Annotated in this window: 12 protein-coding genes; 6 read left to right on the forward strand and 6 right to left on the reverse strand. The window is 65.1% G+C overall.

Translation table 11 applies throughout. The annotated features are described in order from the left end of the window. Positions 1-39 precede the first annotated feature (39 nt). Complete coding sequence (locus tag QOC76_RS27290) at positions 40-402, forward strand: PAS domain S-box protein (RefSeq protein WP_526362391.1); 363 nt, start codon at positions 40-42, stop codon at positions 400-402. Here the strand turns inward: QOC76_RS27290 and QOC76_RS27295 are convergent. Both QOC76_RS27295 and QOC76_RS27300 read right to left on the reverse strand, forming a co-directional pair. Then, positions 399-1,046 carry a ScbR family autoregulator-binding transcription factor gene (locus tag QOC76_RS27295; protein ID WP_526362393.1) on the reverse strand — a complete coding sequence of 216 codons (648 nt, stop codon included), beginning with the start codon at positions 1,044-1,046 and terminating at the stop codon, positions 399-401. The genes QOC76_RS27290 and QOC76_RS27295 overlap by 4 nt on opposite strands. Before the next feature lie 14 nt (positions 1,047-1,060). Next, positions 1,061-1,732, reverse strand: a complete 672-nt coding sequence (locus tag QOC76_RS27300; protein ID WP_526362455.1) for a TetR family transcriptional regulator — start codon at positions 1,730-1,732, stop codon at positions 1,061-1,063. A 254-nt stretch (positions 1,733-1,986) separates the two neighbouring features. On the opposite strand from QOC76_RS27300, the gene QOC76_RS27305 reads away from it, so the two are divergent. Beyond that, entirely contained in the window at positions 1,987-2,859 is an 873-nt protein-coding gene (locus tag QOC76_RS27305) for an FAD-binding protein (protein WP_526362395.1), read from the forward strand. Here the strand turns inward: QOC76_RS27305 and QOC76_RS27310 are convergent. From QOC76_RS27310 to QOC76_RS27320, 3 genes are all read right to left on the reverse strand, one after another. Continuing rightward, complete coding sequence (locus QOC76_RS27310; RefSeq protein WP_526362457.1) at positions 2,806-4,605, reverse strand: putative bifunctional diguanylate cyclase/phosphodiesterase; 1,800 nt, start codon at positions 4,603-4,605, stop codon at positions 2,806-2,808. The two genes, QOC76_RS27305 and QOC76_RS27310, sit on opposite strands and share 54 nt — an antisense overlap. Positions 4,606-4,673: 68 nt before the next feature. Further along, positions 4,674-6,806 carry an Rv1355c family protein gene (locus QOC76_RS27315; RefSeq protein ID WP_526362397.1) on the reverse strand — a complete coding sequence of 711 codons (2,133 nt, stop codon included), beginning with the start codon at positions 6,804-6,806 and terminating at the stop codon, positions 4,674-4,676. Further along, positions 6,803-7,552, reverse strand: coding sequence for a hypothetical protein (locus tag QOC76_RS27320; protein ID WP_526362399.1), 750 nt, complete (start codon positions 7,550-7,552; stop codon positions 6,803-6,805). Before QOC76_RS27320 ends, QOC76_RS27315 begins: the two co-directional genes overlap by 4 nt. A 443-nt stretch (positions 7,553-7,995) precedes the next feature. Here QOC76_RS27320 and purU point away from each other — a divergent pair, with 443 nt between their 5' ends. After that, positions 7,996-8,853: a formyltetrahydrofolate deformylase gene (gene purU, locus QOC76_RS27325; RefSeq protein ID WP_526362401.1), complete on the forward strand. Its 858-nt coding sequence runs from the start codon at positions 7,996-7,998 to the stop codon at positions 8,851-8,853. A 102-nt stretch (positions 8,854-8,955) separates the two neighbouring features. On the opposite strand, the gene QOC76_RS27330 is transcribed toward purU, so the two are convergent. After that, on the reverse strand, positions 8,956-10,128 hold the full coding sequence (locus QOC76_RS27330; RefSeq protein WP_526362403.1) for an acyl-CoA dehydrogenase family protein: 1,173 nt from the start codon (positions 10,126-10,128) through the stop codon (positions 8,956-8,958). Between the two features lie 105 nt (positions 10,129-10,233). On the opposite strand from QOC76_RS27330, the gene fabG reads away from it, so the two are divergent. The 3 genes from fabG (at position 10,234) to QOC76_RS27345 (ending at position 13,491) form a co-directional block, all read left to right on the forward strand. Next, positions 10,234-10,983 carry a 3-oxoacyl-ACP reductase FabG gene (fabG, locus tag QOC76_RS27335; protein WP_526362405.1) on the forward strand — a complete coding sequence of 250 codons (750 nt, stop codon included), beginning with the start codon at positions 10,234-10,236 and terminating at the stop codon, positions 10,981-10,983. Positions 10,984-11,080: 97 nt separating this feature from the next. Further along, on the forward strand, positions 11,081-12,301 hold the full coding sequence (locus QOC76_RS27340; protein ID WP_526362407.1) for a thiolase family protein: 1,221 nt from the start codon (positions 11,081-11,083) through the stop codon (positions 12,299-12,301). After that, the gene (locus QOC76_RS27345) at positions 12,298-13,491 is read left to right on the forward strand and encodes an acyl-CoA dehydrogenase family protein (protein WP_526362409.1); all 1,194 of its coding nucleotides are present in this window, start codon (positions 12,298-12,300) and stop codon (positions 13,489-13,491) included. Before QOC76_RS27340 ends, QOC76_RS27345 begins: the two co-directional genes overlap by 4 nt.

The following is a 13,491-nucleotide window of genomic DNA, read 5'->3' on the forward strand; positions in this document are numbered from 1 at the left end:
GTGGAGCGGCGTCGGGATAACAGATCGAAGCAGCAGCCGATGGACGTGCTGCGGGAGCTGCCCGCATTGGTTGTGCTCGAGCGGTTTCCGGTGCCAGTGCTGGCCACCGGGGAGGACGGCGCCATCCTTTTCGCCAACTCGGCCTTCGCCGAAATGCTGGGTTACACGGCCGAGCAGGTACTGGTGCTGAAGTTCAGCCAGATCTTTCACGCCATGCCCGCCGACGAATCCGCGGTGAACGTGGTGCGCCAGCACGCCGACCTCATCGTCGAGCTGGTGCACCAGGACGGTTCGATCAGGCGGGCACGGATGAGCAGGTCGGCCTTGGTGCGGGGCGACGATCCGGTGGCGCTGGCGGCCTTCCAGGACCTGACCGAGCAGCTGTGGTCGGACGAACCCTAGGCGGGACGATGGCGCATCGATTCCCTGGCAAGGAACTCACGGAAGTACGGGAGCGAGCCCTCGGTGGCGAGGGCGGGAAGCACCAGCGACCACGTTCGCGCGATGCGATCCATCAGATCGGACCCCCCTGAGCCGACGTTCGACATCAACTCGGCGCCGAGCATCGCGCCGACGATCACCTCGCCGACTGCCTGCGGGTCCAGATCGTCGCGAAGATCGCCTTCGGCAATCGCCTGCCCGGCCTGATTCACCATGTCCGCCAACAGGTGCCGATGAGTCAGCACGGTCGCATCGTTGAACGGGCCGAACGCCCGCAACAGTTGGGCGCCGGTTCGAACCATCTTGTCGGTGCGGATCATTTCGGCGACGAAGAAGACGCCGTGGATCATGTTCTCCAGTGCGGGCGCGGACGGCTCACCGATGTTGCGGAACGCGATGAGCGCGGTGCTGACGCCCTCCTCGATGATCGCGGTGGCCAGTGCTTCCTTGGAATCAAAGTGGTAGTACAGCGCGCCCTTCGTCAACTCCGCGCGTTCGATGATGTCGCCGAGTCCGGTTGCCTGGTAACCCACTTCGGCGAAGAGGTCCACCGCGGCGTTGACGATCTTCTTCCTGGTGGCCTCGGACCGTGCCTGGCGGACCATCGACCGAGCCTATTTCATCGAGGGTTGAGCGGCGTCGCCCTCGCTGCGGCGAGTGCGGTCCGGCGCTTGATGAACTGGTTGAAATAGCCGATCCGCTCCGGGTTCGCGAAGCCGGGCAGGGTGAACGACCAGATCTTCACGAGGTCGCCGAAGTAACGCTGCGGATCGTCGATGTCGGTGGTCTGGCGCAATCCAAGGAACGCCGAGACCACCAGCCGGCCGACGTCTTCTGGTTCGCGGTCGGCGAGGACGTCGCCCTCGGCGACGGCGCGACGTACCACTTCGGCGAACGCCGCCGTCCACTCGTCGACCACCCGAGCCTGCACTCCATCGGCCCGCCCGATCGACTCGAGCAGGTTCAGGCCGGCCCTGCCGACGGCATCGCCGATGTCGCGGGTGGCGATCACGCACGACATGTCGACGAGTGTCTCGAGCCCGGATAGCTTGCGGGCGAGCACTTCGTTCAGTGATTGGCAGCCCATTGCGTTGTGTCGATCGATGATCGCCAGCGCCAGCTCGTGCTTGGAGCGGAAGTGGAAGTACATCGCACCCTTGGTGACCTGGGCCTGCGCCAGGATGTCGTCCAGGCTCACCTGACTGTAGGACTTCCGCGCGAACTCCTGCGACGCCGCAAGCAGGATTTGCAGACGCGTCGCGTCCGCTCGCCTGTCGACCTGCTCCGTCATCGTGAGTCCCACCGATTAATACTCTAAGTCACCAAGCCTGCCGCAGATAATTCAAAAGGTATGTAATCTCTCCAGTGTGATGACTTCTGGTTCGAACCCGGAGGGATCGTTCGCGCGCGAGGACTCCATTGCTGAATCGCACACAGATGTTGTTGCTTTAATCTGCAATAGCACTCATTTGCATAAGCAAGTACCCAATGGAAACGCCCTTTTGTCGAATTCTTCTGCCACTGGCAATTGGAAGGTCAATTGCTATGAATTGGGATGACGAGGTAGACGTCGTTTGTACCGGTTCGGGGATCGGGGGCCTTGCGACGGCGATTGCCGCAGTGGATGCCGGCCTTGACGTCTTCGTGGCGGACGCGGCCGGCATCCAAGTCGACGATGACGAGACGAAGCGCTACTTCCGGGAGCTGTCGCAGAACCTGCTACCCGGCTCCCATCCGGAACCCACGGCGGCGACGCCCGTCCGGGTGATCGACGACTTCGCGCCCGCTCCGTCGAGGTCGCAGAGGGTCGAGCCGTTCACGGGCTCCGGACTGCAGGCCTGGGCCGCGGGCTGCCTCGCCTCTCCATACGGGTTCCTCTACAGCCGGGTCTCCGAGCGCAGCGAAGTCACCATGCGCTCCAGCCGCGGAGAGCCGTTCGAAGTGACACCGATCGGTTCCATCGAGAACGGGGCGGACCTGCGAAAACTGATTCTGAGCGACTGGTTGTGTGTGCAGGCCTGTAACCGGGGCATCGATATCAGCATGGACAGCCCACTGCATCGCATCGTATTCGAGGAGGGCCAGGCCAGGGGCGCCGTCGTCGGCACACCGTGGGGACCGCGGGCCGTGCGGGCCCGGCGCGGCGTGATCGTCTCCACCGGTGGACACGACGCCAGAGCTGTCATGCCCTGCGATGTCTCGGGCTACACGTCGTTGCTGGTCAGCGTTGTGCGGCGGGCGCCGAGCCGGTTCGGCCGCGTCGAGCTTCTGACGATCCGGCCGCCCGCTCCTTCTCCGCACAGGGCATGTCGTCCCGCGCATCGGCATCTGATCGATGCCGCACGAGAGACCCGGCAGCGCCAGTCAGCGAACCGGTGCTACGGAGAACTGCACCGGTATCCGCCGTTGGGCAAGTAGCGACTCCATCGCATCGCCGGCCACCGGCCGCGACAGCAAGAAGCCCTGAGCGCGGTGGCACCCGTGCCGCAGCAGCGTCAGCGCGGCTTCCTCGGTCTCCACACCCTCGGCGACCAGCTCCAGACCGAACGACTCTGCCAAGGCGATAACGGCGCGCACGATAGCCAGATCGCCCGGGTTGGTCCCGAGCTCACGCACGAAGCTCTTGTCGATCTTCAGCGTGTCGACCGGCAGCGACTTCAGGTGCGACAGCACGCTGTAGCCGGTGCCGAAGTCGTCGATCGCGATCTGAACCCCGACCTCCTTCAACCCGGCGAGGGTGATCCGGGTGGTCTCGATGTCCTGCACGACTACGCTTTCGGTGATCTCCAGGCACACCGAGCCGCCGTCAAGGCCGAACTCGTCGATGATGCTCGCGACCGTCTCGACGAAGCCCTCGGTAACCAGCTGCACCGGTGAGACGTTGATCCGCAGCACGACGTCTTCGCCGATCCCCTTCGACCGCCATCGGCGGAACTCGGCGCAGGCGGCGCGCATCACCCAGCGGCCCAGCTCGCCCGCGAAATTGATCGACTCTGCCACGCCGATGAACGCGTTGGGGGAGAGCAGGCCCCGCGTCGGGTGCTGCCAGCGCACCAGCGCCTCGAACGCAAGGATCTCGCCCGTACGCATGTCCACTTCGGGCAGATAGTGCAGGACCAGGGCGCCGTTCTCGATCGCACTCTGCAGATGCAGCTCGATGTCGTTGCGGAACTCGCCCTTGAGCGACATGTCGTCGGAGAACACCGCGATCTTGTTACCGCCTGCGGTCTTAGCCGCTAAAAGCGCCTGGTCCGCGCGGCGCAGGAGATCCGACGTGGTGTCGCGACCGGGTACCCCGAGCGCGACGCCGATGCTCACGGTGCGGGTGAGCATCTCGCCGTCGATGGACACCCGCTCGCGCAGCGTCGCCTGCAGGCGGGTGGCGAGCGTTTCCGCTTCGACGGCGCTCATCGGCACCACCGGCACGACGACGAACTCGTCACCGCCGAGGCGGGCGATCAGGTTGGGGCCTTCCGCGCCCTCGCGCAGCCGCCTGGAGAACACGCGGATGAACCAGTCTCCCGCCGTATGGCCCAGGTAGTCGTTGATGGCCTTGAGCCGGTCCAGGTCGAGAAACAGCGCCGAAACAGGGCCCGGTTGGCCCGGCGCCAACCGCTGATCCAGATGAGCGATGAGCGCGCGACGGTTGTTGAGGCCCGTCAGATCGTCGTGCTCGGCGAGGAAGCGGAGCTGTTCCTCGGCGGCGATGCGGGCCTGTAGCTGTGCGAACAGCGAGGCGATCGCCTTGAGCGCGTTGAGTTCCTTCGGTGTCCAATCCCTGTCGCCGAACTTGACGAACCCCAGGCAGCCCGTCGTGACGTCGCCGGACAGCATCGGCACGACCGCCATCGTCACCCCGGGGATGTTGCGGGCTTCCTCGATGGTCTTCTGGTAGTCGTCGGTCGCGGGCTCGGGCCGGAAGAGCAGAATTTCTTTCGCATGCTCGGCGGCGGCGAACACGGGATCGGCGTCGACGAAGTACACAAGGCCGAGCGGGTCTGGGTCGGGGACGTCGGGGCGGACCGGCCACTCGGCGATCAACCTCGTCGCGCGGATTTTGTGGTCGTTGTACCGCAGGAAGCTGACGTCGATGCCGAAATGTCCGACAAGGTCGGCCAGCACGCGCTGACTGACCGCGGCGGAGGTAGCCGCATTCACCGCCATCAGTTCAGTCGCGACGGCGGTGACGACTTCGTCGAGGGTACGAGCCACGTTTGCTCCGGTGTCCGTTGTTATGCCATGAGAGTACTGGCATCAACCCGGCGACGCTGACTCCTCACCGACGTGGCGGGCGCGTCGGTGAACCTGAGTACCAGCGCGAGTGCTTCGCCGGACTCAATAGCTGACAGCCGGCGGAACTCGTCGTTCATCCGCCTCAGAGTCGGCGCGTACGTCGACGAGAGTGTCTGCAGATCTTCGTCGTCGTGGGCGTAGAGGAACACCGGGGACACCGGTTGCACCGCGAGGCCACTCTGCTGGGCGACGACCCAGACGGCTTCGACGGCCGACCCCGCCCGCGCGTAGTCCGTTAGCGCCTGACCGTCCGTCGACACCACCGCAACACATGAACTGGTCCGAATGCGTTCGGAGGTGTCGGAGCCCAGCGCCGTCCCTAGTCCCCATTTGTGCAGGTAAGCCATGACCTCCGCACGCCGCAGAACGTCCAGCTTGACCAGATCGGCGGGGAAAAGCTCCAGGCTTCGGACGTCGATTCCGGTGTCCTGCGAAGCATCCCCGGGGAAACGAACTTCGGAGATCATCTCGGCGTGAAGCCGGGGTGTCAGGTACCGGATGCGGTCGGACTCGGCCAGGATGGCCGCCGCCTTGGCGACATCGTTCGGCATGGTCAGCAGGTGTAGCCGGGCGCCTTCGTGCTCTGCAACGGCATGGAGGCGTTCGACGACGTCCTCGGTTAGCGAGACCTGCCTGCCATGGTGGCGGTTGGTCTCTCTGGCGAGCATCGCGTCGTACAGCGCCGCAAGTTCGCGGTCGGATCCATCGGCGAGACGCAAGACAGCTCGCAGCGGATGCGCGTCGTCTCCCGGTTGGAGGCTCACAGGTCCGAGGATTCCGCCGGCGGCCGCCGCCACCCGCGCGTTGAAGGCGGCGGCGCCGACCGCGACCGCACTTCCGCGATAACCGACGTCCATCGTCGACGTGTATTCCGGCGCGAGCGCGATCGTGACCGCCTGGTCGTGCGTCGAAATGCGCCAGGGCTGGACGTTCCCGCCGGACGGCGCGCGCACCGCGGCGGCGACCACCCGACCGATGGCGTCGGTCGGTGCGACCTCGGCGCGCTGGTCTCCGGCGGCCTGGGCTGTCGCAGTCGACGCCGAAGGGTCGTGGATCTCGTCGAGGTCGCGCGCAATGTCGATGCGCACCCTGCCCGATGCCAGCCCCTCACCGAGACCGATCCGCCTGACGGCCTCGGCCACCAGCGCTGCGCTCTGGGCGACCTCGGACACCAGCTGCGGCCAAGTGCCCAGGGTGGTTCCGACCTCGATGAGGGATGCCGCCATGCGGGCCGACAGCCGTCCACCGTCCATCATGCGAAGGGCGTAGGGAACCTTGTCCTCACTCGGCAGCCCCGAGAGCTCAGCGAAGTCCACGTCGCCCAACAGGCCGTGCAGAATCTGCCGCTCCGGCTCCACGTCGAAGCGTTCGACGTCCAAGGTGCCGCGGTCACCGGTGGCCATCAGGACCGGGATGCGTCGCGCGCGGGCCGCCTGGCGGACCAGGACCTTGGTGTCCAGCGAGTCGCACTCCTCCACGAGGATGTCGACACCGTCGAGGAACCGGTCGACCGACTCCGTCGTGATTCCCCGGTCGAACACCTCAACCGGTAGATAGGGATCAAGCTCGGCAATCCGTCTGGCCGCCACCTTCGCCTTGTTCACGCCCACGTCGAAGACGGTGGCCGGCACCCGGTTGAGGTTGGACAACTCCAGTTCGTCGAAGTCCGCGAGCCGCAGCCGGCCGCAGAGTCCCTCCTGCGCCAGGGTGTGGGCGACGGCATGGCCGACGCTGAGCCCGACGATGCCGATCCGGAGGCCGCCGAGCCGCTCCTGTTCCTCCGAGGTGATCAGATTTCGGTTGCGGTTGAGCCGCACGGCCCGGAAGCCCCTCGGACCCAGAATGCTTGTGACGGTTCGTCGCCAAGGGTAAAAAGCCCAAATCGGCGGTTCGGCGATGACCTCAGGACCGGGCACCGGACGGAGTCGGCGTAATTCATCGAGCTGTTCGTCGGACCTGTCGACGATTTCGATGCTGGAGTCTGCTCTCAACTCCGATAACAGTTGTCGGTCATTCGGTTGTGCCTCGATGAGCAGCGTTGCGGTGAAGGACTCTTCGCCGGCTGGGGTCACAGGCCGCTGCCGAGTGCCCGGGCACCCACATGGTCAAGCTGACGCGCGACGATGGCCATGTCGTTAAAGATCTTCGAAAGCTGCTCAGGCGCGGCGTCGTTGGTGAAGGTGCTGCGATCCCACCACATCATCTTCGTACGGTATCGGTCGTCGGGATACGGCGCCGCGGGAATCTTCGTTGCGACCACGCCGCCGGACGAGCGCCAGCGGTTGAGCACGTGTGATCCGGCTGTCGCGACCACGAACTGCGCGTCCAGCAGTGCCATGGCGGCGAACGGAGTCCGCGCCAGCGTGCCTGCGAGTGCTCGGCTCCGGCAGGGGTCGTCGGCCATCCAGGCGGTCTTCATCTCCACAACGCCGAACGGCAATCGGTCGCCGATCATCTTGCGCACCGTGCGCAGACCGGGCCGGCCCGCCCACTCGACGATGGCGTGTGAATCATCAGGCGTCTCCAGCGGCCCCTTGGAACGGATTCCGCCCATGATCGCTCCGGCATCGTTCACCACGGCATGGAACAGCTGGGTATTGGCCGCATCTGCGAGCGAATCGATGTCCAGCGCTTGCTCGATCCCGTGCTTGAAGTAGCTGCGTGCCGCGCCGTCGACGAATTCGGCCCATAGTGCCGGGTCGGCGGCAGGTGTTGAAACGACCATCGTGCACTCGGTGTCGGAATCAAACCAACTGATTTGCTCCTCGAGCGGCGAGTGGGAAATCGGCCGGTTGGCGCTCTGCAGAGGAACGGTCATTTCTGTCCCATCGTTCGGGTGACGGCGACCAGAATGGACGAGTAGTCGCGGTTACCGAGGCGGCATTCACATGCGGTCTATATGAATACCCAGACATCGAGTATTGCTCTTTTCGAGACCGTTATTCCAGCTAGCGGGCCGATCTTGTCCGGCAAAGATTCCCTTGGCGAGCTATGTTGTTTGCGGGTATGAAGGAAGGAAATTGCTCGGCAACTTTCGCGCACGTAAATATCCGCAGATTATGGATGTTTTTTTCGATCGAACGGCGAACGAGTCAGCGAAACTGGCGCGATGAACTAACGTTGCCGTAAATCCGGGCCGAGGCCGTCGTCAGTTGCCTCGGCGGCCAGGCAGCGAGCGCCGATGTCCAATCGTGCCGCCAAACCGCTGATTTTTCCACCTCAGTCCGCTGTCCGTCGCCTGCCGGAGTGAGACCCTGAGGGATGTCCAAGGATGTCGGCCGGTTGCTGCTGCGGTGCGCGGACCGTCCCGGCCTCGTTGCGGCGGTGAGCGGCTTTCTGGCGGATTCCGGCGCCAACATTGTTTCGCTGGATCAGCACGCCACCGAACAATCGGGCGGCACCTTCATGCAACGCACGATCTTTCACATGCCGGGTCTGACAGCCGCACGCGACTCCCTCGAGCACCACTTTCGCGAGCAGGTCGCCGGCCGGTTCGAGATGGACTTCCGGCTGACGGAAGCGGCCAAACCGAAACGCGTCGCGATCCTGGTATCGAAGGAAGACCACTGCCTATTGGATCTGCTGTGGCGCAACCGTCGTGGTGAGCTGGACATGTCCGTCTCGATGGTGATCTCCAACCATCCCGATCTCGCTGACGCGGTTCGGCCTTTCGGGGTGCCGTTCCTTCATGTCCCCGCAGCGAACGACACTCGGACAGACGCCGAACGTCGTCAGGTCGATCTTCTGCGCGGCAACGTCGACTTGGTGGTCCTGGCGCGCTACATGCAGATCCTCAGTCAGGACTTCCTGACGGACGTCGGTTGTCCGCTGATCAACATCCACCACTCGTTTCTGCCCGCGTTCATCGGAGCGGCACCGTACCGACGGGCCAAGGAACGGGGTGTGAAGTTGGTCGGGGCGACCGCGCATTACGTCACCGAGGAACTCGACGATGGACCGATCATCGAGCAGGACGTGGTGCGGGTCGACCATCGGCATTCCGTCGAGGATTTGAGGCGGCTCGGCGCGGACGTGGAACGCGTGGTGCTGTCGCGCGCGGTGCTCTGGCACTGTCAGGACCGAATCATTCGGTTCGGCAACCAAACTGTGGTGTTCTGACACGCGCACGCGAGGAGCGAATCGACTTCTGCGCACGCGAGGAGCGACAAGACTTCCGCGGACGCGAGGAGCGAAAAGACTTCTGCGCACGCAGCCTCTGGCTCACTTCTGGGCGCCTTTGACGAGGTTGCCCCCGATGATCAGCCGTTGAATTTCGCTGGTTCCTTCGTACAACCGGAGCAGCCGAACGTCGCGATAGATTCGCTCCACGGGCACCTCTCGCATATAGCCGCTGCCGCCGTGCACCTGCACCGCGAGATCGGCCACCTTGCCGGCCATTTCGGTGCAGAACAGCTTGGCCGCCGACGGCGCGATCCTGCGGTCCTCGCCGGAGAGCCAAAGTCGGGCGGTGTCGCGGACGAGTGCGCGCCCGGCCATCACGCCGGTCTGCTGGTCGGCCAGCATCGCCTGAACCAGTTGGAAGCTGCCGATCGGCTTGCCGCCCTGGGTGGCCGTGGCCGCGTACGCAACCGATTCGTCAAGGGCTCGCTGTGCGATGCCGACCGCCAGCGCAGCGATGTGCACCCGGCCGCGGGCAAGCGACGTCATCGCCGCCCGGTAACCGATGTCCTCACTGCCGCCGATCAGTGCGCCTGCGGGCACCCTGACGTCGGTGAAGCTGACATCGGCCGTCCACGCACCCTCCTGGCCCATCTTGGCGTCCTTGGCGCCGACCTGGACACCGGCGGCGTCGGCGGGAACAAGGAAGACCGCGATACCGGGGCCGTCGTCGTCGGCGGGCCTGCTGCGGGCGAAGACGACGAAAAGATCCGCGATGGGCGCGTTGGTGATAAAACGCTTGTCTCCGTTGATGATCCAGTCTGCATCGTCCTGTGTGCCGTCGCGGACCGCCTTCGTGCGCAGGCCAGATGGGTTGGATCCCGCGCCGGGCTCTGTCAAGGCGAACGACGCCACCTCGCCGGTCGCCAGGCGCTCGAGCCACTGGGCCTTCTGCTCGTCGGTGCCGAAGCCGACGAGCACCTGGCCCGCGATGCCGTTGTTGGTGCCGAACATCGACCGCAGGGCCAGCGAGGTGTAGCCCAGTTCGATCGCCATCTCGACGTCCTGCGCCAGGTTCAGGCCGAGACCGCCCCACTCCTGAGGGATCGCGTAGCCGAACAGGCCCATCTTCGCGGCCTGGTCGCGCAGGTCGTCGGGGACCCGGTCGCCGGCGAGGATCTCCTGCTCGCGCGGCACGACCGCGGTGCGAACGAAATGACGAGTCTGAGCGAGGATCTCGTGGAAATCCTCGTCGCTGACTTCAGCGGTGGTCATTTCAGGCGTACTCCTGTTCGACGAATCGGTGCCGCGCGGTGCCGCAAATCATATATGAAATATGATGTCGATCTGCCGGGGCCCTCGTGGCCCACAACAGCAAGGATGGGTGATCAGGTGTCATTGCTGACAGATCAGACAGCGGTCGTCACCGGTGGTGCGCAGGGCTTGGGCTATGCGATCGCCGAGCGCTTCATCGCCGAGGGTGCGCGGGTGGTGCTCGGCGACCTCGACCTCGCCGCGACGGAGGCCGCCGCCACACAACTCGGGTCCGGTTCCACGCTGGCCGTGCGCTGCGACGTGACCAAGGCCGACGAGGTCGACGCGTTGGTCGGTGCGGCGGTCGAGCACTTCGGCGGCCTCGACATCATGGTCAACAACGCGGGCATCACCCGCGACGCGACGATGCGCAAGATGACAGAGCAGCAGTTCGACGAGGTCATCGCCGTGCACCTGAAGGGCACCTGGAACGGAACCAGGGCGGCCGCCGCGATCATGCGTGAGAACAAACGCGGCGCGATCGTGAACATGTCGTCGATCTCGGGCAAGGTGGGCCTCGTCGGCCAGACGAACTACTCAGCGGCCAAGGCAGGCATCGTCGGGATGACCAAGGCCGCCGCCAAAGAGCTTGCCCACCTCGGCGTGCGGGTCAACGCGATCCAACCGGGACTGATCAGATCCGCGATGACCGAGGCCATGCCACAACACATTTGGGATCAGAAGCTCGCCGAGGTGCCGATGGGCCGGGCCGGTGAGCCTGCGGAGGTCGCCAACGTCGCCCTGTTCCTCGCCAGCGACCTGTCGTCGTATATGACGGGCACCGTCCTCGAGGTCACGGGTGGGAGGCACGTATGAGTTGCCGTGAATCTTCGGGGCGCCGAAATCGACGAAAAGGCGAGAACTACTCGCACTTTTGCGCCCAATCGTTGGTTTGGGCGAAGGAGGGTGACGTATGAACACCCGCGAGGCCGTGGTCTGTGAGCCCGTCCGCACCCCGATCGGCCGCTACGGCGGCATATTCGGATCGCTGACCGCGGTCGATCTCGCAGTGACCGCGTTGAAGGGCCTGCTGCGCCGGACCGGCGTCGCGCCCGACGCGGTGGACGACGTGATCCTCGGCCACTGCTATCCCAACAGCGAGGCGCCCGCCATCGGTCGCGTCGTCGCGTTGGACGCTGGTCTGCCGGTGACCGTTCCCGGCATGCAGGTCGATCGGCGCTGCGGATCCGGCCTGCAGGCCGTCATCCAGGCCTGCCTGCAGGTGAGCGCCGGCGACGACGATGTCGTCGTGGCGGGCGGCGCGGAGAGCATGAGCAACGTCGCGTTCTATTCGACGGATATGCGCTGGGGCGGAGCCAGATCCGGCGTCACGGTGCACGACGCACTCGCACGTGGGCGCTCCACCGCGGGCGGGCAGCACTATCCGGTGCCCGGCGGCATGCTAGAGACCGCCGAGAACCTGCGCCGCCAGTACGGTATCTCGCGGCAGGAGCAGGATGAGCTCGCTGTGACATCGCATCAGCGGGCGGTCGCCGCGCAGAAGGACGGCATACTCGCTGAAGAAATCATCCCCGTCGCGGTGCGCACCCGACCGGGCGAAGACATCATCGACACCGACGAACATCCGCGAGCCGACACCTCCCTGGAGTCGCTGGCCAAGTTGAAACCGGTTCTGGCCAAGGATGATCCGGATGCTACTGTCACCGCCGGAAACGCCAGCGGACAGAACGACGCGGCCGCCATGTGCATTGTGACGACGCCGGAGAAGGCGGCCGAGCTGGGGCTGACGCCGCTGGTTCGGCTCGTCTCCTGGGGTTCAGCGGGTGTCGCGCCGAACATCATGGGCATCGGGCCGGTGCCCGCAACCGAGATTGCACTCGGCAAGGCCGGGTTGCAGCTCAGCGACATCGACCTGATCGAACTCAACGAAGCGTTCGCGGCGCAAGCGCTGGCGGTGATGCGGGAGTGGGGTCTGACCGACGCCGACCGTGAGCGGACGAACGTGCACGGGTCGGGGATTTCGCTCGGCCACCCCGTCGGGGCGACCGGCGGGCGGATGCTCGCCACCCTGGCCCGGGAACTGAACCGGCGAGAGGCCCGCTACGGACTGGAGACGATGTGTATCGGCGGCGGGCAGGGCCTGGCCGCGGTGTTCGAGAGGGTGGCAGCATGACGAAAATCGCTCAAACGCTCGGACTGACCGAGTTCCAGACCGAAATACTGGCCAACGTACGGCAATTCGTTGACAAAGAGGTCATCCCGAACGCGCAGGAACTCGAGCATGCCGACACCTACCCGCAGCACATCGTCGACCAGATGCGCGAGATGGGTTTGTTCGGTCTGATGATTCCGGAGGAGTACGGGGGACTCGGCGAGTCACTGCTGACCTATGCACTGTGCGTCGAGGAGCTCGCCCGCGGCTGGATGAGCGTCTCCGGTGTGATCAATACTCACTTCATCGTCGCGTACATGCTGCGCCAGCACGGCACCGAGGAGCAGAGGCAACGCTTCCTGCCGCGGATGGCCACCGGCGAGACGCGGGGCGCGTTCTCGATGTCCGAGCCCGAACTCGGCTCCGACGTCGCCGCGATCCGCACCAGGGCCAAGCGCAACGACGACGGCGACTACACCATCGACGGCCAGAAGATGTGGCTCACCAACGGCGGCAGCTCGACGCTGGTCGCGGTGTTGGTGCGAACCGACGAAGGCGCGGAGAAGCCGCACCGCAACCTCACCGCGTTCCTCGTCGAAAAGCCAACCGGTTTCGGGGAAGTAGCGCCTGGATTGGTGATTCCCGGCAAGATCGACAAGCTCGGGTACAAGGGCATCGACACCACCGAGCTGATCTTCGACGGCTATGTCGCCAAGGCCGACGACATTCTCGGCGAGACCCCCGGGCAGGGCTTCTTCCAGATGATGGACGGCATCGAGGTGGGCCGGGTCAACGTGTCGGCGAGGGCCTGCGGCGTCGGCATCCGCGCGTTCGAGCTGGCGGTGAAGTACGCCCAACAGCGTCAGACATTCGGCAAGCCGATCGCCGAGCACCAGGCGATCGCGTTCCAGCTCGCCGAGATGGCTACGAAAGTGGAGGCGGCACACTTGATGATGGTCAACGCCGCCCGGCTCAAGGACTCCGGCGAACGCAACGACGTGGCGGCGGGGATGGCCAAGTACCTGGCGAGCGAGTTCTGCTCGGAGGTCACCCAGCAGAGCTTCCGCATCCACGGCGGCTACGGCTATTCCAAGGAATACGAGATCGAACGGCTGATGCGCGACGCGCCGTTCCTGTTGATCGGCGAGGGTACCAGCGAGATCCAGAAGAACATCATCAGCAAGCGGCTGCTCGCGGATTATCGGATCTGA

This window comes from Mycobacterium sp., from assembly GCF_032159565.1.
In the GTDB taxonomy this organism is placed as follows: domain Bacteria; phylum Actinomycetota; class Actinomycetes; order Mycobacteriales; family Mycobacteriaceae; genus Mycobacterium.